Source organism: Cryptosporangium sp. NPDC048952 (assembly GCF_043197895.1).
GTDB lineage: Bacteria > Actinomycetota > Actinomycetes > Mycobacteriales > Cryptosporangiaceae > Cryptosporangium.
The window spans coordinates 1163263-1185966 of sequence record NZ_JBICTY010000003.1; the positions used below are offsets into that span (position 1 = coordinate 1163263).

A 22704-nucleotide genomic window follows, 5' to 3' on the forward strand; every position below is an offset into this window, starting at 1 on the left:
CCGGTCGATGAGAGCGATTCCGGACGCCATGGCGGCCAAGGTCATGACCGCCGCCGACCTGTTCGTCGAACAAGGCCTCGACGGCGCGAAGATCAGCGACATCGCAACGGTCACCGGAATCCCACGCGCCACGCTGTACTACTACTTCGAGGGCAAAGAGGGCGTCTTCGGGTACATCATCGGCGTCGTCGTCGAGGCGTTCGAGGAAGCGATCGAGAAGGCGCTCGCCGGGCCCGGCACGGCCGCCGACCGCCTCAGCGCGGTGATCCGCGCCCAGTTGGACATCTACGCGGCCTACCCTGCCGCTCTCCTGGCGCTCAAGCTCGACCTCGGCCGGCTCGCGCGCCGCCCCGAGATCATGCGGACCGCGGTGCGCAACTACGTCCGGCCGGTGGCCGAACTGCTCGAGGAAGGCGCCCGCGACGGGTCGCTGCGCAAGGTACCCCAGCCCGACGCCGTCGCCGCGGCGCTGCTCGCGTCGATGACGTTCGCCGCGCAGCAGTCGCTGCAGTCCACCGACGCCACGGCGATCACGGATTTCCACGCATCGATGCTGTCCGTGGTCCTCACCGGACTAGGGCCTGAAGCGCGTTCTTGACGCCGCTCACGGGAACCGTTAGACAGTTCTCAACATTTAGTTTGAACGCTTGGTCAGACTATTTCGCCGGAGGCCCCGCTGATGGCAATCTCTGCGGCCCGGTATGCGGGCGCCCGCGTACCCCGCGTCGAAGATCCGCGCCTGCTCACCGGCCACGGCACCTTCGTCGACGACGTCACCCGTCCGGGCATGCTGCACGCCCACTTCGTCCGCAGCCCGATCGCCCGCGCCCGCATCCTGTCGATCGACGCCACCGAGGCGCTCGCGCTGGACGGCGTCTACGCCGTTTTCACGGCCGAGGACCTCAACCCCGGTGTGCACGAGCACTGGTACTCGCTGATGGGTCCCGACGTACCGGACACCCCGCGCCCACCCTTGGCGCAGGACGAGGCCCGGTTCGTCGGCGACCCCGTGGCCATGGTCGTCGCTGTCGACCGGTACGTGGCCGAGGACGCCGCCGAGCTCGTCCACGTCGACTACGAACCGCTCGCGCCCGTCGTCGATTACAAAGAGCCGTCGGACGAGCTCGTGCATTCCGGCTATCCGGGAAACCTTGCCGGCGAGCTGAGCGGTCGGCCGATGGCCGACCTCGACGAGATCTTCGCGAACGCGCCGCACGTGGTCGAGGAGACGATCTACCAGCAGGCGTACGCCGCGGCGCCGATGGAGACGCGCGGGCTGATCGCGGAGTACTCCGCGCCGACCCGCGAGATGACGATCTGGGCGTCCACGCAGGTGCCGCACGAGATGCGTCTGTTCTGCTCGCGGACGCTGGGGTTACCGGAGCACCACGTCCGGGTCGTCATGCGCGACACCGGTGGAGGGTTCGGGCAGAAAGCGGTGCCGCAGCGCGAGGACATGTGCGTGATGCTCGCCGCGACCAAGGTGCCGACCGCGCTCAAATGGATCGAGGACCGCCAGGAGAACCTCATGTCGGCCGGGCAGGGCCGGCACGAGCACGGCACCGCGCGCATGGCGTTCGACGACGAGGGCCGGATTCTGGCCGCCACGATCGACCACTCCCAGGACGCGGGCGCGTACCCGGTGCCGTGGCCGGTGCAGACCGCGATGGTGGTCGGTCTGCTGTTCCCCGGTCCGTACCGGGTGCCGGACGCCACGTTCACCTGCCGGTCGGTCTTCTCCAACACGACAGCGCGTGCGGCGTACCGCGGTCCGTGGCAGTTCGAGTCGCTGGCCCGCGAGGTGCTGCTCGACATCGCGGCGCGGCAGATCGGCGTCGATCCGATCGAAGTACGCAGGCTGAACCTCCTGCGCGCCGACGAGATGCCGATAGCGAACCCGTGCGGGATGCCGTACAGCGACGTCACGCCGTGGGAAACGTTCGAACACGCCATTGAACTGCTTGATTACGACGATTTCCGCAATCAGCAGGCCGCGGCGTTGCGCGAGGGTCGATATCTCGGCGTCGGAACGTGTTCGTACATCGAACCGACGACGAGCGGAATGGGCTTCCTCGGCACCGAGGGCGCGACGATCCGGATCGAGCCGTCGGGCACGGTGAACGTTTATGTGGCCGGTGGTTCGAGCGGCAACAGCCTCGAGACGACGGTCGTACAGCTCACCGCCGACGCGCTGGGCGTCGACATAGCGGACGTGAGCACGATCCAGGGGGACACGGCCGTTACGCCGTTCGGAGCGGGGACAGGCGGGAGCCGGTCGGGGTCGATGATCGCGGGCGCGGTCGCACAGACCGCGTCGGGGCTGCGGGAGCGGATCGTGGCGATCGCTGCGCACCAGTTGGAGGCGTCGGTCGAGGACATCGAGCTGAGCGGGAGCGCGGCTCGCGTGCGGGGGGTGCCCGATGCGGTGCTGACGCTGGGGCAGATCGCGTCGATCGCGTACTTCGAGACGCATCGGCTGCCGCCCGGGGTGCCGCCGGGGCTGGAGGCGAGTGGGCGGTACTCGGGGCGGGCGCCGATGATCTGGGCGAACGCGACGCACGTGTGCACGTGCGAGGTGGATGTGGTGACCGGAGCGGTCACGTTGCTGCGGTACATCGTGAGTGAGGACTGCGGTCCGATGATCAACCCGAACGTGGTGGAGGGGCAGATCGCCGGCGGGACCGTGCAGGGGATCGGTGGCGCGCTGTACGAGCACGCCGGGTACGACGAGTCGGGGAATCCGACGGCGACGACGTTCATGGACTATCTGCTGCCGACGAGTACCGAGGTGCCGACGATCGAGTACGGGCACGTGGAGTCGCCCGGGCCAGGCGAAGGGGGATACAAGGGGGTTGGCGAGGGCGGCGCGATCGGCGCGCCGCCGGCGGTGGTCAACGCCGTAGCCGACGCCTTGGCTCCACTGGGTGTCCGCATCACCGGCACCCCGCTGAGCCCGTCCGCGCTCGTCGCCCTGATCGAAGAAGCCGAGGCCAGGGCGTGAAGCCGGCGGCGTTCGACTATCACGCGCCCGAGACGGCGGCGGAGGCGGTGGGGCTGCTCGGGGAGCTGGGGGAGGATGCCAAGGTCATTGCGGGTGGGCAGAGTCTGGTGCCGATGCTGGCGTTCCGGTTGGCGTTCGTGGAGCACCTCGTGGACCTGCGGAAGCTCGGCGAGCTGAAGCGGATCGAGGTCGGCGCGGACACCGTCCGGATCGGCGCCGGTGTCACGCAGTCGGCGATCCAGCGGTCCGCCGAGGTGGCGGAGCACGTGCCGCTGCTGACCGCGGCGACGCCCCTGATCGGGCACCCGGCGATCCGGAACCGCGGCACGATCGGCGGGTCGATCGCGCACGCCGACGCCTCCGCGGAGTACCCGGCGGTGGCGCTCGCGCTCGGTGCGCGGATCGAGACCACCCAGCGGATGATTCCCGCGACGGAGTTCTTCACGGGGCTGTGGTCCACGGTGCTGGCACCGGACGAACTGGTCACCGGCGTGACGTTCCCCCGGCGACGGCCACGCGAAGGATTCGCGATCGAGGAATTCGCCCGGCGCGCGGGCGACTTCGCACTCGCCGGCGCGGCGGTGGCCGTCGAACTCGACGAGGAGCACCGAATCAGCCGCTGCGCGATCGGCCTGTTCGGACTCGCTCCGACGCCGGTTCGAGCAACGGCAACCGAGGCGGCGCTCGTCGGCACCACCCCGAACGCCGCGACGGGCCGCGACGCCGTGAACGAGCTCCCCTCCGTCCGTTCCGACCAGCACGGATCGTCCGCCTACCGCAAACGCGTAGGCGCAGCCATGATCACCCGCGCCCTGCACCGCGCCACGAAGGAGGCGTCCAGTGAGTGACGTCAAGGTTCGGATGACGGTCAACGGGGTGCCGCGGGTGGGGACCGTGGCCGCGCGGCTCACGCTCGCGGACTTCCTCCGCGTCGACTGTGGACTCACCGGCACGCACCTCGGCTGCGAGCACGGCGTCTGTGGCGCGTGCACGATCCTCGTCGACGGCGAGGCCGTCCGGGCCTGCCTCATGTTCGCCGTGCAGGCCGACGGCGCGACCGTCACCACGATCGAAGGCATCGCCGCCCCGGACGGCGAACTCTCCCGCGTCCAAGCCGCGTTCCGCGACCACCACGGCCTGCAGTGCGGTTTCTGCACCCCCGGCTTCGTCATCACCACCACCGCGCTCCTGCGCGACAACCCGAACCCCTCCGAGGACGAGATCCGCGAGGGCCTCTCCGGCAACCTCTGCCGCTGCACCGGCTACCAGGGCATCCTCGCCGCAGTCCGCGCCGCCGCAACCCCCACCGCCGCACCGCACTCGCCGACGACTGCCGCATCACGCGAGGGCCCTCGCCCGCAGCGCTCTCCCTCCCCGGAACACCTGCAGGGCCACAGCGACCAGTAGACCGAAGGCGAAACCCTCGGCAGTGACCAACCCGTGGGCGTTGTCCTGGAGGAACCAACTGGCCAGCCCGGCTGCGGGAAGCGCGAGCGCGAGCAGGCGCACCCGCAGCTCCACCCGGGCCAGCACGAGCCCCGCGGCCAACGTGGCGCCGAGGAAGTACATCGTGCCGGAACTCCCGACCCAGTTGCGCGCCTGGTGACTCACCGCGCCGCCGCCGGCGAGCAGGTCGATCCAGTGCGGCACGAGAATCGCGAGGACGAACAGCACGGTGGCCCGCAGGCGTCCCCAGTGCGCCTCGGCCAGCGTCAGCACGATCAGCGCGGTCACGAGGTTGAACGTGTCGCCCAGGAAGCCCCCGTTCTGCAGGAAGGTCGCGGTGATCGGGCGCCACCACCCCGACTTCGAGGGATCGGAGTCGAGAGCCTCCGTCGCGCCGCTCCAGCCCGCCTGGAGCACCAGGCCCGCGACGAGCAGCGTCGTGACGACGATCGCCAGCCAGGGCAGCCCCGTGCGATCGGGTGCCAGCCGCTGTCCGAGCTTGATCATCAGCACCATCAGTGCGGCGGTCACCAGGTTGTACAGCACGACGCTCATCGCCAGCCTCGATTCAAACGGTGTTTGAATCCACGCTAGCAGAGCTTTCGAACGACGTTTGAATTTACGGTAGGCTGACGTCGTGAAGCTGACTCGGGACCGGATCGTCGACGCCGGAATGCAGGCTTTCGCCGAGCGCGGGTACGCCGGGATGTCGATGCGCCAGCTCGCCGAGACGCTCGACGTGCACGCGGGTTCGCTCTATTACCACGTCAAAAACAAAGAGCAGTTGCTGGCGCTTCTCGCCGAGCGGGTAGCGGACGAGGCGTACACGGCCGGAACCGCCGCACTGGCCCAGCTACCCGCCGACGCTCCGTGGCCCGACAAGATCGAGGCGCAGCTGACCGCACTCCGGGCCAGCCTGCTCGCCCGCACCGGCGCACCGGCCCTCCTGGCCGCCAGCCCGGCCCTGCTCTCCGACGCCTCGCTCGGTCTGATGGAGCGGCTACAGGAGACGTTGGTGGACGCGGGCATCGCACCGGCCGAGCGCGGAATGGCCGCTGACACGCTGATGAGCTACGTGACCGGTTTCGTCCTGCAGGAGCAGACCGACGCCTTCCCCCGCGGCCTCGCCGACGAAGCCCGCATCGCCGAGCTCGCCGGCCGCTACCCGCTCACCTTCAGCGGCAGGGGCCCCAATCCGGACGCGATGTTCCAGCGCAGCCTCCGAATGCTCTGCGGCGGCATCGCAACCCTGGTCGGAGCCCCTGCCTGAGAGCGAGCTACGCGGTGATGGCGTGTTCGGGGCAGCTGCTGACTGCTGAGTGGACGGCTGGTTCGAGGGTCGACGGCACCTCCTCCTCGGACGCCACCGCGTAGCCGTCGTCGGTCAGGGTGAACACCGAGGGGCAGATCGTCCAGCAGATGCCGTGGCCCCGGCACGCGTCGTCGTCTACCGAGGCCCTCATGCCAAACCCGCCTTCGGATACAGCTCCACGTTCAGGTGCGTCAGGCCGCGCAGGATGAACGTCGGCAGGTAGGAGTAGTTGCGTGCGTCGGCGGGGCCGTGCACCGACTCGGAGATGCGGATGTCGGTGGTGCGGTCCAGCAGCCGCTCCAGGCACGCACGCGTTTCGGCCCGCGCCAGCGGCGCACCGGGGCACGTGTGGATGCCCCGCCCGAACGCCATGTGGTGCCGGGCGTTCGCGCGGTCGAGGTCGAACGTGTCCGGGTCCTCGAAGTGACGCGGATCCCTGTTCGCGGCGGCATTCACCACCATCAGCGTGGTGCCGGCCGGGACGTCGACACCGCCGACGACAGTCGAGCGCCGAGCCACCCGGAAGTCACCCTTCACCGGGCCCTCGAACCGCAGCGTCTCCTCGATGAACGGCACGATGCGATCGCGCTCGCGCCGCAGCAAGGCTTGCAGGGAAGCGTCTTCCGCGATGCGCTGAACCGCGGCCCCCAACAACCGCACCGTCGTCTCCTGGCCCGCCGCGAACACGTTCGCGGCCACCCGCACGACCTCGATCACCTCGGGCTGCGACCCGTCCGGGAACGTCGCCGACGCCATCCCGGTGAGCACGTCGTCGCGCGGGTTCACCCGTCGGTCGGCGATGTACTCGCTGAACTGCGAGTACAGGAACTCCAGCGGCGAGTGCCGCATCGAGTCACCGTCGGTGCCCCCGATGCCCCCGCCCTGCCCCATGCCCCGGGCGAACGCCTCCTGGTCCTCGGACGGCACCCCGAGCAGGTCGGAGATCACGAGGAAGCTGAACGGCTGCGCGAACCCGCTGATGAACTCCGCCCGGCCGGCCGAGAGCAACGGGTCGAGCAGACCGTCGGCCAGCCGCCAGATCGTCTCCTCGTTCTCCTTGAGACGCCGCGGCGTGATCAGCCGCATGAGCAGCGCCCGGTGCTTCGCGTGCACCGGCAGGTCCATCGTGATGATCTGGTCGCTCATCGGGAGCCCGGCGCGGTGCTCCTCGATGAGGTCGCTGACGTCGTCGCCCTCCAGCGGCACCGGGAAGCCGGGGAACGGACCGGTCACCGACGACGCCGAGGAGAACGTCTCGGTGTCGGAGTAGACGGCGGTGGCCTCGTCGTAGCCGGTCACCATCATCACGTCGTGGTGCGGCTCGCGGAGAACCGGGCACTTGCTGCGCAGTGCGCGGTAGTACGGGTACGGGTCGTCGATCAGCTCGTTGCCGAGAAAGAAGTCGTAGTCGATCACGAGTTTTCCAATCGCTTCGCGGCAAGGGCCCGGAGATCGGCGGACTTGATCTTCGCGCTGCCGGTGAGCGCGATCTCGTCCGAACGGAACAGCAGGACGTGGCGGGGAACCTTGTAGGCGGCCAGGTGTTCCCGCAGGTAGGCGAGGAGCTTGTCCACGTCGAACTCGACCTCGTGCGGCACCACGCACGCGACGACGACCTCGCCCAACGTGTCGTGCGGCACGCCGACGGTCTGCGCGACCTTCACCCCCGGATAGGCGACGAGGACCTCGTTCACCTCGAGCGGGGACACGTTCGCGCCGCCGGTCTTGACGATGTCGGTGAGGCGTCCGCTCCAGTACAGGCGGCCCTGTTCGTCGAGGTGACCGCCGTCGCCGGTGTGGAAGTACCCGTCGGAGTCGAGCGTCTCGTCGAGGGGTGTTCCGAGGTAGCCCAGCATGAGCGTGGGCCCTTTGACGCAGATTTCGCCATGGGAACCGCGCGGGACCACGTCGCCGGACAGGACGTCGACGATCTTGAACGTGTTGCCGGGCAGCGGTTCGCCGCTCGAACCCTCGGCGATCTCCTCCGAGTTCGCCGGGTAGCAGGCGCTGAGCGTGAACGTCTCGGTGTTGCCGTACGCGTGGAACGGTTCGGCCCAGTGGCCCCTCACGGTCGGGTGCTGGGCGAGCGCGGTCCGGAAATCCACGAACCTCAAGGCCGAAAGATCGACGTCGGGCCAGTTCGGTGCGCTCGCCAGCTGGGCCCACTGGTGGGGCCAGGCCAGGGGGAAGTTCACCTTCTCGGCCTGCATCAGCTCGAGTGCCTCCGCCGCGGCGAACGTCCGCTGGAGCACGATCGCCCCGCCGGCGGCGAAGGTGGCGCCGATCGCCATGCCGAAGTTCCCGGACCAGAACAGGCCGTTCGCCGGCCAGCACCGGGGGAGGTCGTCGGGGGTGAAGCCGTACATGCGGGAGAAGCGCCAGGACTGGATGGCGACCGCACGGTGTGCGCTCAGCACGCCTTTGGGCTTGCTCGTCGAGCCGGACGAGAAGAACACGACCGCCGGATCGCTCGGCTCGACCGCGTCGGCCATGGCTCGGACGATGGCCGGCGACGATTCCACGCCCCGTGCGAGGAACTCATCCCAGGCAGGGTGGCCCAGCTCCACGGTGTGACGCAGATAGGGCAGTTCCGAAAACCCGTCCAGGATCTCGGTGAAGTCCCGGTGTGGTGCTTCCCGCTCGTACAGGAGCACCGAGACGCCCGACTTGTGCAGCAGGTACTCCAGCTCCGAAGCCGTCGAGAACGTGCTGAGCGTGACCGCGACCCCACCGGCCATCGTGATGCCGAACACCGCCGACACCCACTCCGGCCGGTTCGTCATCAGCACCCCGACCCGGGTGCTCTTGCCGACGCCGAGCGCCCGCACCGCCTGCGCGACCTCGAACGACCGGTCCCACAGGTCGGCGTACGTCCACCGGGTCGACCCCTGAACCAGCGCCTCCCGGTCGGGGTAGCGATCCCGGACCTCGCGGAGGAACCCCGGCAGCGTCAACGCCCCGAGCCCCGGCTCGGTACCGAGCGGCGGCCCCTGCACCACGGACGTCACAGCGGTAACTCGACTTCAGCGGTGCAGGACACCAGCGTCCCGCCGTCCTGGTTGGTCAACCGCAGCTTGATCTGGACGATCGGCACACCCCAGCTCGACGTGGCTTCCTTGCTCACGACCGAAGCGTCGAAGTACGTGACGTCACCCTCGAACGCCGGACCGCGGAAGTCCGCCTTCGTGTGCCGCACGAACCCGTCGTTCCCGGCCCAGTAAGCCAGATAATCGGTGCACCACGCGCCCATGGTCGCGCCGTAACCGTAGGCACGTGCCATGCCGACCGCGCCGGCCCTCTCCTCGTCGATGTGCCCCCGCGACGGCCCCACGTACAACCCGTCGCGCTTGCGCGGATCGATCCGCGCGCCCTCCTCGTCGAACTCGAAGCCTTCGACCCAGCCGGGGTCCTGGTTGATCCACGGGTCCTCGATGCCGGGCGGCGCGGTCCACCCGAACGTCCCCCAGATGTTGAACAGGAACGCCCGGTACTCGGTGGTGAACGACGCGATGCTGTGCGGGCCGAGCACCCGCCGGGGCAGCACATCACCGACGTTCACCTCGTCGAAGTGCGGCGAGACACCGTCGCGACCCGACAGCAGCCACTCGTGCCGCAGTTTTTCGACTTCGTTCAGCTCGGTGGCCGTCCACTTCTTCACCGGGGCGAGCTGGTCGGCGTACATGCCTCGTTTCTCGGCCTCGGCGGCGAGGTAGCGGATCGCTGTGGACCGCTCGCGGGCGACCAGCGATCCGTGCTGGTTGCGGTGGACCGTGTCGCCGCGGGAGAACATCGTCGGGCCGGCGAACTTCGTGTCGGTGATTTTGTAGTCGTGGAAGCGACGCTCCTGAAGCAGCTTGTCGCCGGGCCGGATCGGCGTGCCGTAGAACCACCACTCCTCGCCGCCGAAGATGAGGTGGCTGCCGGGGATGTACCCCACGCAGGCCGGTTGGGCCCCGTGCCCGTAGTCCAGGGCGACAGCCATCGACTGCGGTGCGACCAGGCCACCGAACTGTTCGGCGTACTCCTCGTCCCAGTGCCGCGGGTTCGGGTAGTCCATCGCCATCACCCAGCGGCGGACGTCCGACTTGCTGCACGGATCCCACAGCTGACCGCCACCGACCGGTTTCCCCACCCGGTGGTCGACGTCCGACAGGTCGAGGTTCATGAGGTCCTCACCACCACGCGTCCGCGGATCTTGCCTTCCATCAGCTGTCCGGCCGCTTCGATCGCGTCGGCCAGCGCCACCTCCGACGCGATCGCGTCGATCGTCGTCGCATCCAGATCGCGGGCGAGCCGTTCCCAGGCGGCCACCCGCCGCGCGCGGGACGCCCGGACGCTGTCGATGCCCAGCAGCGACACGCCCCGCAGGATGAACGGCGCGACGGTCCCGCTGAAGTCCATGCCCTGCGCCAGCCCGCAGGCCGCGACCGCCCCGCCGTAGCGCGTCTGCGCGCACGCGTTGACCAGCGTGGTGCTGCCGACCGAGTCGACGACACCCGCCCAGCGTTCCTTCTGCAATGCCCTCGCCGGTTTACCCAGCCCGGGCTCGCTGAGCTCCGCACGGTCGATCACCGCGGTTGCTCCCAGGGCCTTCAGAAATGCTTCTTCCGACGACGTTCCGGTGGACGCCGTGACGTTGAGGCCGACCCGGGCGAGCAGCGCGATCGCGACGCTGCCGACGCCCCCGGTCGCGCCGGTGACGAGCACGTCGCCGGAGTCGACGCCGGAGGCGAGCAGTGCGTCCACGCAGAGCGCAGCGGTATAGCCGGCGGTGCCGAGCGCCATCGTCTGCCGCGGCGTCAGACCCGACGGGAGCGGGATCAGCCAGTCGCCGTTCACCCGGGCGCGCTGCGACAGCCCGCCCCAGTGCGTCTCGCCGACGCCCCAGCCGTTGAGCACGACCGCGTCCCCGGGCTTCCAGGACGCGTGGGTGCTCTCGGTGACAGTGCCGGCGAAGTCGATGCCGGGAACCATCGGGTAGGTGCGCACGATCGGTGAGGTCCCGAGGATGGCCAGGCCGTCCTTGTAGTTCAGCGTGGAGTACTCGACGTCGACGGTGACGTCGCCCTCGGGCAGGTCGTTCTCGTCGACCGCTGTCACCCCGACGGATCGCCCGTTGTCGTCCTTCTGGATCAGTACCGCGGAAAACACCCGGCGCCCGCCCTTCCACTCTGGATTCCTGGACCGAAAGTATGGAACCGTAGTCCAAACTGCAAGGCTTTCGGTAGCGTCCCCATCTAGTGAATCTTTACAAGGATTGTGATATCAAGTCACGGTAATCAGCGCGGACGCTGGGACAACGACGAGGTTGCCGGGAGCCGTTCCGATGACGCAGCTGCACTCACGCCACTCCACGCCCGCGACGATCAGCCTCATCAGCGGGTGGAGCTCCGAGGCGCTCCTGCCGCCGAGCGGGCTCTTCGGCGCCAACGGACTCCGCACCGGCCCGGACGGCCGGATCTACATCGCCCAGGTCTCGGGCAGCACCATCAGTGCGCTCGACCTGGCCACCGGAGCGCTCGAGACGATCAGCGCGAAGGGCAGCGACATCGTCGGGCCGGACGACGTCACCTTCGACGCGGACGGGAACCTGTACGCCACGGAGTACTACCAGGGCCGGGTCAGCGTCCGGAGTCCGGACGGAAGCACCCGCGTCTTACGCGACGACCTCCCCGGCGCGAACGGGATCACGTTCCATGCCGGCCGCCTGTTCGTGAACGAGTGCCGGATCGGCGGGCGCCTGCTGGAACTGCCGCTCGACGGCGCTGAGCCGCGGGTCCTGCTCGACGGGCTGATGATGCCGAACGCGATGGAGGCCGGCCCGGACGGACTGCTCTACTACCCGCTGCTGGGCACGAACGAGATCTGGCGGGTCGACCCCCAGGGTGGGGAACCCGAGCGGGTCGCCGGCGACCTGGGTGGCCCCGACGCGGTGAAGTTCGATCCGCACGGCTACGTGGTCTCCACCCAGGCCGCGACCGGCGACGTCCTGCGCATCGACCCGCGGACCGGCGAGCGCACGGTGCTGGCCAACGTCGGCCCCGGGCTGGACAACCTGACGTTCGTCAGCGACCGGCTGTTCGTCTCCCGCTTCACCGGCGAGATCATCGAGATCCTTCCCGACGGGACGACCCGGCAGACGCTGCCGGCCGGTCTGAACGGGCCGCTCGACCTGACCGCGAGCGCCGACGGAGCCCTGTACCTCGCCGACGGCGCGTTCTTCTACCGGCTGGTTCCCGGGAGCACACCCGAGACCGTCGGCATGCTGTTCAGCCCCGGCTACCCGGGGTACGTCCGCGGGGTCGCGTCGCCGGCCGCCGGTGAGTTCCGGGTGACCACCTCGACCGGTCAGGTCACCCGCTACCGGCCGGCTGAGCAGACCAGCGAGGTGCTCGCCGAGGGCTTCGACCAGCTCTACGGCATCGACGTCGCGCCCGACGGGTCGTGCGCGGTGGCCGAGTTCGGCGTCGGGCGGGTGTTGGCCGTGCGGACCAGCGGCGTGGAGGAGCTCGCCACCGGTCTCGACCGGCCGCTCGGGGTGGCGTTCGGGCCCGACGGCACGTTGTTCGTGGCCGAGTCGGGGGCCGGGCGGGTCGTCGCGGTCACGGGGGCGTCCGTGGACACGGTGGTCGACGGGCTCGAGCAGCCGCACGGGCTTCTCGTTCAGAACGACCAACTGCTCGTTGTCGACGTCGGGGCGAAGGCGCTCGTCGGCGTCGACCTGGGCAGTAAGGCGCGGCAGACGATCGCGTCGAACCTGCCGGTGGGACCGCCGCCCGGCGTGACGCCGAAGCCGCTCGTCGGGATCGCGCCGTTCTCCGGTCCGGAAGGCCCGTTCGCCGGGATCACCGCCGGCCCCGACGGCGCCCTGTACCTGTCCGCGGACGCCGAAGGCAGCGTCCTGGCCCTGCGCCGGGATGCGCAATGACTATCCGACTGTGCCAGGAGGCGTAGCGCATGGATCTTCGACTGGACGGGCGGATCGTGATCGTCTCCGGGGCCGGGGGCGGCGGGATCGGTACCGCGGTGACGCGGATGGTGGCCGAGGCCGGGGCGACGGTGGTCGCGGTCAGTCGGTCGTCGGAGAATCTCGGCAAGCACATCGAGCCGCTCGCGGCCGAGGGGCGCAGCGTGGTGCCGGTCGCGGCCGATGCGTCCACCGACGAGGGCATCGCGGCAGCGCTGGCCGCCGCCGACAACGCCGACGGCGACCTCTACGGCCTGGTCAACGTGGCCGGGGGTGCGGCACCCGGCACCTGGATGCCGTCGACCCGGGTGAGCCGCGACGATTGGCGCGCCCTGTTCCACCAGAACCTCGAGACGATGTTCTTCTTCAGCCAGGCCGTGGCCGCCCGGCTCAAGGAGATCAAGCGCCCGGGCTCGATCGTCTCGATCTCGTCGATCAGCGGCATGAACACCGCACCGCTGCACATCGCCTACGGAACCGCCAAGGCAGCGCTGGTGGCCGCAACCCGCACGATGGCCGTCGAACTCGCCGCCCACGGCATCCGGGTGAACGCGATAGCGCCGGGCGTCACCGAGACCCCGGCGTCAGGCACCTACGTCGACCACGACCCGGAACGTGACCTCCGGGCGATAGCGATGGGCCGCCGCGGCCGCCCCGAGGAACAGGCCGGACCCATCCTGTTCCTGCTCTCGGACCTGTCCGCCTACATCACGGGCCAGACGGTCCTCGTGGATGGCGGACTCAACCTGAAGTGGACACACCTCGGGGCCGACAACACCTCCCTGTTCCTCAAGAACGAGGACTTCCGCGCCGCGATCCTCTCGGAGGGCTGATGACCGAGATCTCCGTGGACGCCTACGTCTCCGCCGACTACGCCCGCGCCGAGCACATCGGCACGCCGACATGAGCCGGTTCGACGACCGGGTGGCCGTCGTGACCGGCGCCGGCCGGGGTCTGGGCCGCGCCTATGCGCTGCTCCTCGCGTCGAAAGGCGCGAAGGTCGTGGTGAACGACGTCGGCGCGTCGATCGCGGGCGACGGTGCCGACACCGCGCCCGCGCAGGACGTCGTCCGGGAGATCGAGAAGGCCGGCGGCGAAGCCGTGGCCTGCACCGACTCGGTGGCGACACCCGAGGGTGGCCGGGCGGTCGTCGACACCGCGATGCGGACGTTCGGCCGGATCGACGTCCTGGTCCACAACGCGGGCAACAATCGGCGGGCGCCGCTCACCGAGATGACGTACGAGGACTTCGACGCTGTCCTCGACGTCCACCTGCGCGGTGCGTTCCACGTCGTGCGGCCGGCGTTCCCGCTGATGGTCGCCGCCGGCTACGGACGGGTGGTGCTGACCTCGTCGATCGGCGGGCTGTACGGCAACCAGCTGGTCGCGAACTACAGTGCGGCGAAGGCGGGCGTCATCGGGCTGTCACACGTGGTGGCGCTGGAGGGTGCCGCCCACGGCGTACGGTCGAACGTCATCGCGCCGGGCGCGCTGACCCGGCTCGCCGAGGGGCTCGACACGTCGGCGTACCCGCCGATGGACCCGGAGCTGACCGCGCCGGTCGTCGGCTGGCTCGCGCACGAGTCCTGCTCGATCAGCGGCGAGGTGCTGGTCACGATGGCCGGTCGGGTCGCGCGGGCCTGGGTCGCGGAGAGCCGCGGTGTCTACCACCCGGAGTGGTCGATCGAGCAGGTCGCCGACGACATCGACACGATCCGCGACACCAGCGATCCCTGGACGTTGCCGGTCGTCCCGTCGGCGTTCGGCGAGCACATCGGCCGCAGTTTCACGATGGCCCGCACCTCTACGACGGCGAGGAACTCATGACCAAGGTTTACGAACGGCTCCTCGACCTCTTCGAGGCCGAGGGCATCAACACGATCTTCGGCATTCCCGACCCGAACTTCGTGCACCTGTTCCACCTGGCCGACGAACGCGGCTGGAACGTCGTCGCCCCGCACCACGAGGCGTCGGCCGGGTTCATGGCCGAGGCGGTCTCCCGGATGACCGGCAAGCCCGCGGTCTGCATCGGCACGCTCGGCCCCGGCATCGCGAACCTGGCCCCGGCGATCATGTGCGCGAAGGTCGAAAACTCGCCGGTGATCTTCCTCGGCGGCCAGCGGGCACGCGTCACCGAGCAGCGCGTCCGGCGCGGGCGCATCCAGTTCGTGCAGCAGGCGCCGCTGGTGGAGAACTCGGTGAAGTACTCGGCCAGCCTCGAGTACGCCGACCAGACCGACGAGATCATCCGTCAGGCGCTGCGCGCGACGATGTCCGGCACACCCGGCCCGGCGTACATCGAGTACCCGTCACACGTGATCATGGCCGACCTGGACGAGAAGCCGGCATTACCGCCGAGCGGGTACCGGTTGGTCGACCAGGAGGCCGGAACGGCCCGGATCGCCGAGGCCGCCGCGCTGGTCCAGGCCGCGGAGAAGCCGATCCTGCTGGTCGGACACGGCGTCCACACCGCGCGGGTGGGGGAGTCGGTGCGTGCCCTGGCCGACGCGCTGGCCTGCCCGGTGATCCAGACCTCCGGCGGGACGTCGTACATCAAGGGCCTGGAGGACCGCACGTTCCCGTACGGCTTCTCGCCGTCGGCGATCGAGGCGGTCGTGCAGTCCGACCTGTGCATCGCGCTCGGCACCGAGCTCGGTGAGCCGGTGCACTACGGCCGCGGCCGGCACTGGGTCGCGAACGAGGCGAACCGGAGGTGGATCCTCGTCGAGCAGGACCCGGCGGCGATCGGCGTCAACCGGCCGATCGACGTGCCGCTGGTCGGTGACCTGCGGGCTGTCGTCCCCCAGTTGGTGGACGCGCTTCCCCGGCGGACCGCCGGGCCGGAACTCGCCGCCTGGGTGCAGCAGGACGCCGAGCGGCTCGCGGAGCTCGCCGAGAGTGCCCCGTCCGGCGGTTCACCGGTGCACCCCGCGCGGCTGATCGTCGAGGCCACGCAGGTCTTCCCGGCCGACGGCATCATGGTCCGCGACGGCGGCGCGACGACGATCTTCGGCTGGACGTACTCCCAGGCCAAGCCGAACGACGTCATCTGGAACCAGAACTTCGGGCACCTCGGTACCGGCCTGCCGTACGCGATCGGCGCGGGGGTGGCCGACGGTGGGCAGCGTCCGCTGATGCTGATCACCGGCGACTCGTCGTTCCTGTTCCACATCGGCGAGCTGGAGACCGCGGCCCGGCTGAACCTGCCGCTGGTCTGCGTCGTCGGCGTCGACTACTCGTGGGGCCTCGAGGTCGGGGTCTACAAGCGCACGTTCGGCCAGGGCTCGCGGGAGACCGGCACGCACTGGAGCACCCAGACCCGGTTGGACAAGGTCGCCGAGGGCTTCGGCTGCTACGGCGAGTACGTCGAGCGCGACGAGGACATCGCCCCGGCGATCAAGCGCGCCTACGCCAGTGGCAGGACGGCGGTCATCCACGTGGTGGTCGACCCGAAGGCTAACTCGGAGGAGATGCCGTCGTACGACGAGTTCCGGACCTGGTACGCCGAAGGGACGCAGTGACATGCGCGAATACTCGAAGTTCTACATCGGCGGCCAGTGGGTCGACCCGGCTGGTCCGGCGACGATCGACGTCGTCAACCCCGCGACCGAACAGGTCAGCGGACGGGTGGCGGCTGGTTCTTCGGTCGACGTCGATCGCGCGGTCGCGGCGGCGCGCGGTGCCTTCCCGACGTGGGCGGTATCGACGCGCGAGGAGCGGCTCGAACTGCTGCGTTCGATCCAGGACGCCTACCAGAAGCGGAGCGGGGACCTCGCTGCCGCGCTGACCGAGGAGATGGGCGCACCCGCGGCCCTGGCGGGCGGCTTCCAGCTGGGGCTCGGCGGCGGACATCTGGCCACCGCGATCGAGCTGCTGGAGAACTTCGTCTTCGAGGAACAGCGCGGTGTGACGCTGGTGGTGAAGGAGCCGATCGGCGTCTGCGGGCTGATCACGCCGTGGAACTGGCCGCTGAACCAGATCGCGGTCAAGGTGTTCCCGGCGCTGGCGACCGGCTGCACGATGGTGCTCAAACCGTCCGAGCAGGCGCCGGGCGTCGGGCAGATCTTCGCCGAGATCCTCGACACCGCCGGGGTGCCGGCCGGCGTGTTCAACCTCGTGCAGGGTGACGGGCCCGGCGTCGGCGTGCCGCTGTCGGCGCACCCGGACGTCGATCTGGTGTCGTTCACCGGCTCGACGCGGGCGGGCATCGAGGTGGCGAAGAACGCCGCGGCGACCGTCAAGCGGGTCACCCAGGAACTGGGCGGCAAAGGACCGAACGTCATCCTCGACGACGAGGCGCTGGCGGAGAACGTCGCCAAGGGTGTTGGTGGCGTCATGATGAACTCGGGTCAGACGTGCAGCGCGGCCACCCGGATGCTGGTGCCGCGGGGGCGGATGGCCGAGGCGGCTGCGGCCGCTCGCAGTGCGGCAGAGGCAACTTCCGTAGGCGATCCGACCGGAGAGGTCGCGATCGGGCCCGTCGTGTCGGAGGCCCAGTTCGCCAAGGTCCAGGGCCTGATCGCACAGGGCATCGAGGAAGGGGCCACTCTCGTGGCGGGCGGGCCCGGCCGGCCTTCCGGGCTCGACACCGGGTACTACGTGAAGCCGACGGTGTTCGCGGACGTCACGAACGACATGACGATCGCCCGCGAGGAGATCTTCGGCCCGGTGCTCGTCATCATCGGCTACGACGACCTCGACGACGCCGTGGCGATCGCGAACGACACCGACTACGGGCTGGCCGCCAACGTGTCCGGCACCGACCAGGAGCAGGCCCGGTCGGTGGCCCGGCGGCTGCGCGCCGGCGCGGTGTACGTCAACGACGCGTTCGACTTCGGCAGCCCGTTCGGCGGCTACAAGAAGAGCGGCAACGGACGCGAGTGGGGCGAGTTCGGGTTCACCGACTATCTCGAGGTCAAGGGGATCCTTGGATACTGAGATGCGGACACGGAGCCTGGGTCCGTTCGGCGTCGAGGTGCTCGACGTCGATGCTTCCCGCCTGCTGGAGGACGACGATCTGCCGGGCGCGTGCCTGGAGGCGCTGGAGGAGCACGGCGTCCTGCTGTTCCGCGAGCTGCACGCCGACGATGCGGTCCAGGCGGCGTTCGGACGCCGCCTGGGCGAGCTCGTGCGGTTCCCGGCGTACGCGAACCCCGAGGTCATGGAGATCAGCTTCGACCCGGCCAACCCGAACGCCGAGTACTTCGCGAGCAACGACTACTGGCACATCGACGGCGCGATGGACGCGATCCCGGCGAAGGCCGCGCTGCTCAGCGCGCGGGTGCTGGCGTCGGAGGGTGGGGAGACGGAGTTCGCGAGCACCTACACCGCCTACGACCTGCTGTCCGACCGGGAGAAAGCCGACTACGCCGACCTGCGCGTGCTGCACACGTTCGAGGCCGTGCAGCGTCGGGCGTATCCCGAGCCGACGCCGGAGCAGCTGGCGGAGTGGGCGTCGCGGAAGGTACGGGAACACCCGCTGGTGTGGTCGCACGCGTCCGGACGTCGCTCGCTGGTGTTCGGGGTGACGGCCTCGCACGTGATCGGCACGGATTCCCGGGAGCTCCTCGACGAGCTGGAAGCACGGGCGACCACGCCCGACCGGGTGCTGCGGCACGCCTGGTCGGTCGGTGACCTCGTGATCTGGGACAACCGCGGGCTCGTGCACCGGGCCTGCCCGTTCGACCGTACGGAACCGCGGCGCATGCACCGCACGACTCTTCGTGGAGACGAACCGATCTCATGAGTACACGTACAGCGATCGTCACCGGTGGGGCCTCGGGTATCGGTGAGGCGATCAGCAAGCGCCTGGCTGCCGACGGGGCTCCGGTGGCGATTCTCGACCTGGATCCGGACGCCGCGTCGGCGACGGCTGCCGCCATCGAGGAGGCCGGGGGCAAGGCCGTGGGGCTCGGGGCCGACGTCTCCGACCGAGGTGCGGTGGACGCCGCGGTGGACGAGTTGCGGTCGCGTCTCGGGCGGCCGACGATCCTGGTCAACAACGCGGGCATGAGCGTGACCGGCTCGTTCCTCGACCTGTCGCTCGAGACGTGGAACCGGGTACTCACCGTGAACCTCACGGGGACGTTCCACTGCTGCCAGGCGGTGTTGCCGGACATGATCGACGAGGGGTGGGGGCGGATCGTGAACATCTCCTCGTCGAGTACGCACAGTGGGGTGGCGGGGATGACGAGTTATGTCGCCGCGAAGTCCGGGGTGGTGGGGCTCACCAAGAGCCTGGCGTTGGAGTTCGCCAAGCGCGGGGTCACTGTGAACACGATTCCGCCGGGGTTCATCGACACGCCGATGCTGCGCAAGACGGTCGATCGCGGGTTCGTCGACATGGACCGGGCGATCGCGATGACGCCGGTCGGTCGGGCCGGGCGTCCCGAGGACATCGCCTCGGCGTGTGCGTTCCTCTGCAGTGCGGAGGCCGGTTACATCACCGGCCAGATCATCGGCGTCAACGGAGGACGAAACACGTGAGCGTCCCTGACCCGGCGCCTCCGGGCGCGCTCTTTCCGCGGCAGGGCGTCGTGCCCGCGCCGCGTGCGGGCGCCGTGTCTGCGTCGGGCGCTGGTACTGCGCCGCGCCTCGCGCCGGTGGCGCGGGCGGAGTGGGCGCCGGATCTGGCCGAATACGTTGCTGGCTTTCGGGCCAGCGTGGGGGCGGGGCGGTCGGAGGAAGGGCGGGCCAGCGGGGGGAACCTGTTGGGGACGCTGGCGCACCATCCGGCGCTCACGAAGGCGTTCCTGGCATTCAACGGGCACCTGCTCTACGGCACGACGCTGACCCCGCGCCGGCGCGAACTGCTCGTGCTGCGCGTCGCCCACGTCGGACGCAGCGACTACGAATGGGCCCAGCACCACCTGCTGGGCCGGGTCGCCGGCCTCACCGACGAGGAGATCGCCCGGGTCGCCCAGGGCCCGGACGCCTGGACGTCCCTGGACCGCACCCTGATCGAAGCCACCGACGAGCTGATGACCGAGGGTGCGCTCAGCGACGGCATCTGGAAAGCCCTCGCCGAGGAGCTGACCGAGCAACAGATCCTCGACGTGATCTTCACGGTCGGTGCGTACTCGACGATCGCGATGGTGCTGCGCACGTGCGGGGTCGAGGCGGAGCCGGAGCTCCGTCCCTATCTGCCGAGGCCGTGATGTGGGGGAACGAGGTGTCACAGTGCACCCTGCACGGCCATCCCTGCCGCATGTACGCGGAACGTCCGCGGCGGATCGCCGAGGTCGTGGCGGCGTCCCGGCGGTGGGCCGACCGCACGTTTCTCGTCCAGGGTGAGCGCCGGATGACGTTCGGCGAGCACGAACGGGCCGTGCACGCGGTGGCCGCACGCCTGCGCGAGCACGGGGTACGCCCCGGTGATCGGGTCGGGCTCTACGCCGCGAACTCGCCCGACTGGGTCGTGACGTTCTTCGCCGTGCTCGAGGTGGGCGCGGTCGTCGTTCCGTGCAACGGTTGGTGGTCCGCCGCCGAAATGCGCCACGCCTGCGACGTCGTCACCCCGACCGTCGTCGTCTGCGACGCCCGCCGCGCCGAACGCACCCCACCAACCGTCCGCCGAATAGCCCTGCCCGACCTAATGGCCGCCCCCGGCCGCCCCCCGGCGGCCGACCGGGTCGACCCGGTCGGCACGGACCGCCGGGGCGGGGAGGACGAGGCGGCGATGGTGTTGTTCACGGCGGGGACCACTGGGTTTCCGAAAGGGGCGACGCTTTCGCATCGGGCGCTGATCGCGAACCTGCAGACGCTGCTGGTCGTCTCCCGCAAGCTCCCGCACGAGATCACCGACGAGAATCCGCCGAGCGTCACGCTCGTCGGTCTGCCGCTGTTCCACATCGGCGCGATCCAACTGATCCTCACCCCGCTGATGACCGGCGGCACCGTGGTGTTCCTCCCCGGCCGGTTCGAACCGGACGTGGTGCTGCGCCTGATCGAGGACGAGGGCGTGACGATGCTGTCGGCCGTGCCCACGATGATGGAACGTCTCCTGCGCCATCCCGAACGAACCGCGTGCCCGACCCTGCGAACGGTCGTGCTCGGCGGGTCCCCGGTCAGCGACGAGCTGCTCGAACGCGTCGCTGTCGCGTTCCCGAACAGCCGGCGCCGCCTCGGCCGCACCTACGGGCTCACCGAGGCCGGCGGCGTCGTCAGCACCGGCGTGGGCGCCCAGATCACCGCTCACCCGGGGAGCTCGGGGAAGCTCGCGCCGGTCGTCGACGTGAAGGTCGTGGACGGCGAGGTGCTGGTGCGTTCGCCGGCCGTGATGGACGGCTACTGGGGTCTGCCGGACGACCCGGCGCTCGACGCCGACGGCTGGCTGCACACCGGCGACGTCGGTCACGTCGACGACGACCGGTTCCTGTACATCACCGGGCGCCGGAAGGACGTCATCATCCGCGGCGGGGAGAACGTGTCGGCCGCGCGGGTGGAGACCGTTCTCTACGAGCATCCCGACGTCGCCGAGGTGGCCGTCGTCGGGCTGCCGGACGCGGATCTGGGCGAGGTGGTGGCCGCCGCCGTGGTGCCCGCGCCGGGCTTCGAGCTGGCGGCGCTCGAGCAGTGGGCGAAGGAGTCGCTCGCCCACTTCGCGGTGCCCACCCGCTGGTGGATCCGCAACGAGCCCTTACCCGTGAACGACGCCGGCAAGGTACTGAAACCAACCCTCATCGCGACGTGGCCCTCCGAATGACGGGCTCACCCGGGCGTGGCCGCTGCCGCGGCCCACGCCCGGGGGGTGGCGCCCGCGCCGGGGTGGCGCCCACGCCGGGGTGGCGCCCTAGCGCAGTGGCGGTGCAGCTAGCGCGGCGGCACGCTGCGCTGCGGTAGCACGACGCGGGCGGTGCCGCGGGCGGATTCCAGGCCGTCCTGGTTCACCGCGTTCAGCGTCAGCGTGACCGTGTCGCCGTCGACGGCGGTCACCACACCGTCGGCGGTCACCAACTCACCGAGCACGTTGTGCCGGCGCACCTGCACGTCCAGGTACTGCAGGAACCCGTCATCCCCCATCCAGTCGGTGACGACGTGCCCCATCCAGGAAACCCGCTCGGGCCCGTAGTCGTACGCGCCGGGCACACCGACCCGGCGGGCGAGGTCCGGATCCCAGTGCACCCGCTCGGGCGGCTCCGGCACCCCCCACTCGTTCGGGATCGCCAGCGCGGGGTGCCGCGTGAACAGATCGAACGCGTCCGCGTGCCCACGCACGTACAGCCCGCCCCAGCCGAGGAGATACGCGATCGCCGTCGTCGCGGTGTACGGCCCCTTGGTCAGTGCAGGAACCAGATCGCCGACCCGCACGTCCTCGACGTACCGGGGCTCCGCGCCCCGACGGCGAGCCTCCTCGTCGCGATACCGCTGGGCGATGTCCTCGATCTGCGCAGGCGTCCAGTCGACCCGGATCTCCTCGTACTTCTTCGCCTCCCGGGCGCTGTCCCGCTCGACCCGGAAGCAGTACGAGTGCCCGGTACAGACCAGCTCGCCATCCGGCGTGCGGAACGGCACCCGGTAGATCTGCTGCCACGAGCGCCCGGCGAACCGACTGGGGCGTTCGATCAGCTCGGCGAGCGTGGCGTCGCCGGTGAGCCGGTCGGAGATCCGCGGCGCCCGCTCGAACTCGAACGTGGCCCCGGCGTACATCGCGTGGATCCCCGGCAGGCCGGTGACGTACCCGCTGAACACCTTGTCCATCGCGAGCAGGGCAGTGGGCACCGCCAGCGTTCCGGCGGTCCACAGCGGATTGCGGTCGCCGATGCCGTGGGCGTAGTGCCGGACGGCGTCCGGGGTCAGCTCGCTGATGTGCGGGCGGTCGCTGCGGATCGGCTTGCCGATCATGCTCCGGAGGTGTTCGACCTGCTGCTCGTCGATCGAGGCGAACTCGCGGTCGGCCCGCGTGATGTCCGTTGTCATGTCGATCGACGCTAGCGCTATCCAGTGAATCCTTACAAGGATTGTGATATCAAGATCTCA

The 22704-nt window shown here is 69.9% G+C and carries 21 protein-coding genes; 14 read left to right on the forward strand and 7 right to left on the reverse strand.

Going from position 1 to position 22704, the window contains the following annotated elements:
• Positions 1-7 precede the first annotated feature (7 nt).
• The 4 genes from ACGFY5_RS21490 to ACGFY5_RS21505 all read left to right on the forward strand — a co-directional run bounded on the left by ACGFY5_RS21490 (position 8) and on the right by ACGFY5_RS21505 (position 4408).
• Entirely contained in the window at positions 8-598 is a 591-nt protein-coding gene (locus ACGFY5_RS21490; RefSeq protein WP_392722174.1) for a TetR/AcrR family transcriptional regulator, read from the forward strand.
• 81 nt (positions 599-679) lie between these two features.
• Complete coding sequence (locus tag ACGFY5_RS21495) at positions 680-3001, forward strand: xanthine dehydrogenase family protein molybdopterin-binding subunit (protein WP_392722176.1); 2322 nt, start codon at positions 680-682, stop codon at positions 2999-3001.
• On the forward strand, positions 2998-3849 hold the full coding sequence (locus ACGFY5_RS21500) for an FAD binding domain-containing protein (RefSeq protein WP_392722179.1): 852 nt from the start codon (positions 2998-3000) through the stop codon (positions 3847-3849). The genes ACGFY5_RS21495 and ACGFY5_RS21500 overlap by 4 nt, the downstream gene beginning before the upstream one ends.
• Positions 3850-3862: 13 nt before the next feature.
• Positions 3863-4408: a (2Fe-2S)-binding protein gene (locus ACGFY5_RS21505; protein WP_392722574.1), complete on the forward strand. Its 546-nt coding sequence runs from the start codon at positions 3863-3865 to the stop codon at positions 4406-4408.
• Here the strand turns inward: ACGFY5_RS21505 and ACGFY5_RS21510 are convergent.
• Positions 4340-5002, reverse strand: coding sequence for a hypothetical protein (locus tag ACGFY5_RS21510; RefSeq protein WP_392722180.1), 663 nt, complete (start codon positions 5000-5002; stop codon positions 4340-4342). The genes ACGFY5_RS21505 and ACGFY5_RS21510 overlap by 69 nt on opposite strands.
• Before the next feature lie 82 nt (positions 5003-5084).
• Between ACGFY5_RS21510 and ACGFY5_RS21515 the strand changes: the two genes are divergently transcribed.
• Positions 5085-5717 carry a TetR/AcrR family transcriptional regulator gene (locus ACGFY5_RS21515; protein ID WP_392722181.1) on the forward strand — a complete coding sequence of 211 codons (633 nt, stop codon included), beginning with the start codon at positions 5085-5087 and terminating at the stop codon, positions 5715-5717.
• A 7-nt stretch (positions 5718-5724) separates the two neighbouring features.
• Here ACGFY5_RS21515 and ACGFY5_RS21520 read toward each other — a convergent pair whose 3' ends face one another.
• The 5 genes from ACGFY5_RS21520 to ACGFY5_RS21540 are packed head-to-tail and all read right to left on the reverse strand — an operon-like array spanning position 5725 to position 10910.
• Entirely contained in the window at positions 5725-5910 is a 186-nt protein-coding gene (locus ACGFY5_RS21520; protein ID WP_392722183.1) for a ferredoxin, read from the reverse strand.
• Positions 5907-7175 (reverse strand): cytochrome P450, encoded by a 1269-nt coding sequence (locus tag ACGFY5_RS21525; protein ID WP_392722185.1) that lies wholly within the window; start codon positions 7173-7175, stop codon positions 5907-5909. The genes ACGFY5_RS21520 and ACGFY5_RS21525 overlap by 4 nt, the downstream gene beginning before the upstream one ends.
• Positions 7172-8767, reverse strand: coding sequence for a class I adenylate-forming enzyme family protein (locus ACGFY5_RS21530; RefSeq protein ID WP_392722186.1), 1596 nt, complete (start codon positions 8765-8767; stop codon positions 7172-7174). The genes ACGFY5_RS21525 and ACGFY5_RS21530 overlap by 4 nt, the downstream gene beginning before the upstream one ends.
• Positions 8764-9924: a MaoC family dehydratase N-terminal domain-containing protein gene (locus tag ACGFY5_RS21535; RefSeq protein WP_392722187.1), complete on the reverse strand. Its 1161-nt coding sequence runs from the start codon at positions 9922-9924 to the stop codon at positions 8764-8766. Before ACGFY5_RS21535 ends, ACGFY5_RS21530 begins: the two co-directional genes overlap by 4 nt.
• Complete coding sequence (locus ACGFY5_RS21540) at positions 9921-10910, reverse strand: MDR family oxidoreductase (protein ID WP_392722188.1); 990 nt, start codon at positions 10908-10910, stop codon at positions 9921-9923. Before ACGFY5_RS21540 ends, ACGFY5_RS21535 begins: the two co-directional genes overlap by 4 nt.
• Positions 10911-11085: 175 nt before the next feature.
• Between ACGFY5_RS21540 and ACGFY5_RS21545 the strand changes: the two genes are divergently transcribed.
• The 9 genes from ACGFY5_RS21545 to ACGFY5_RS21585 all read left to right on the forward strand — a co-directional run bounded on the left by ACGFY5_RS21545 (position 11086) and on the right by ACGFY5_RS21585 (position 21430).
• Positions 11086-12687 carry an SMP-30/gluconolactonase/LRE family protein gene (locus tag ACGFY5_RS21545; protein WP_392722189.1) on the forward strand — a complete coding sequence of 534 codons (1602 nt, stop codon included), beginning with the start codon at positions 11086-11088 and terminating at the stop codon, positions 12685-12687.
• 29 nt (positions 12688-12716) lie between these two features.
• Positions 12717-13559, forward strand: a complete 843-nt coding sequence (locus ACGFY5_RS21550) for an SDR family NAD(P)-dependent oxidoreductase (RefSeq protein ID WP_392722190.1) — start codon at positions 12717-12719, stop codon at positions 13557-13559.
• A gap of 70 nt (positions 13560-13629) precedes the next feature.
• A complete protein-coding gene (locus tag ACGFY5_RS21555; RefSeq protein WP_392722191.1) occupies positions 13630-14553 on the forward strand; it encodes an SDR family NAD(P)-dependent oxidoreductase in 924 nt (307 codons plus the stop codon).
• A complete protein-coding gene (locus tag ACGFY5_RS21560) occupies positions 14550-16247 on the forward strand; it encodes a thiamine pyrophosphate-binding protein (RefSeq protein ID WP_392722193.1) in 1698 nt (565 codons plus the stop codon). Before ACGFY5_RS21555 ends, ACGFY5_RS21560 begins: the two co-directional genes overlap by 4 nt.
• A 1-nt stretch (position 16248) precedes the next feature.
• Positions 16249-17664 (forward strand): aldehyde dehydrogenase family protein, encoded by a 1416-nt coding sequence (locus ACGFY5_RS21565; RefSeq protein ID WP_392722194.1) that lies wholly within the window; start codon positions 16249-16251, stop codon positions 17662-17664.
• 1 nt (position 17665) lies between these two features.
• Positions 17666-18472 (forward strand): TauD/TfdA dioxygenase family protein, encoded by an 807-nt coding sequence (locus ACGFY5_RS21570; protein WP_392722195.1) that lies wholly within the window; start codon positions 17666-17668, stop codon positions 18470-18472.
• Positions 18469-19212: an SDR family NAD(P)-dependent oxidoreductase gene (locus tag ACGFY5_RS21575; protein ID WP_392722196.1), complete on the forward strand. Its 744-nt coding sequence runs from the start codon at positions 18469-18471 to the stop codon at positions 19210-19212. Before ACGFY5_RS21570 ends, ACGFY5_RS21575 begins: the two co-directional genes overlap by 4 nt.
• The gene (locus ACGFY5_RS21580) at positions 19209-19883 is read left to right on the forward strand and encodes a carboxymuconolactone decarboxylase family protein (RefSeq protein ID WP_392722197.1); all 675 of its coding nucleotides are present in this window, start codon (positions 19209-19211) and stop codon (positions 19881-19883) included. The genes ACGFY5_RS21575 and ACGFY5_RS21580 overlap by 4 nt, the downstream gene beginning before the upstream one ends.
• A gap of 50 nt (positions 19884-19933) precedes the next feature.
• On the forward strand, positions 19934-21430 hold the full coding sequence (locus ACGFY5_RS21585; protein ID WP_392722198.1) for a class I adenylate-forming enzyme family protein: 1497 nt from the start codon (positions 19934-19936) through the stop codon (positions 21428-21430).
• A gap of 107 nt (positions 21431-21537) precedes the next feature.
• On the opposite strand, the gene ACGFY5_RS21590 is transcribed toward ACGFY5_RS21585, so the two are convergent.
• Entirely contained in the window at positions 21538-22644 is a 1107-nt protein-coding gene (locus tag ACGFY5_RS21590; protein ID WP_392722199.1) for an acyl dehydratase, read from the reverse strand.
• Positions 22645-22704: the final 60 nt, after the last annotated feature.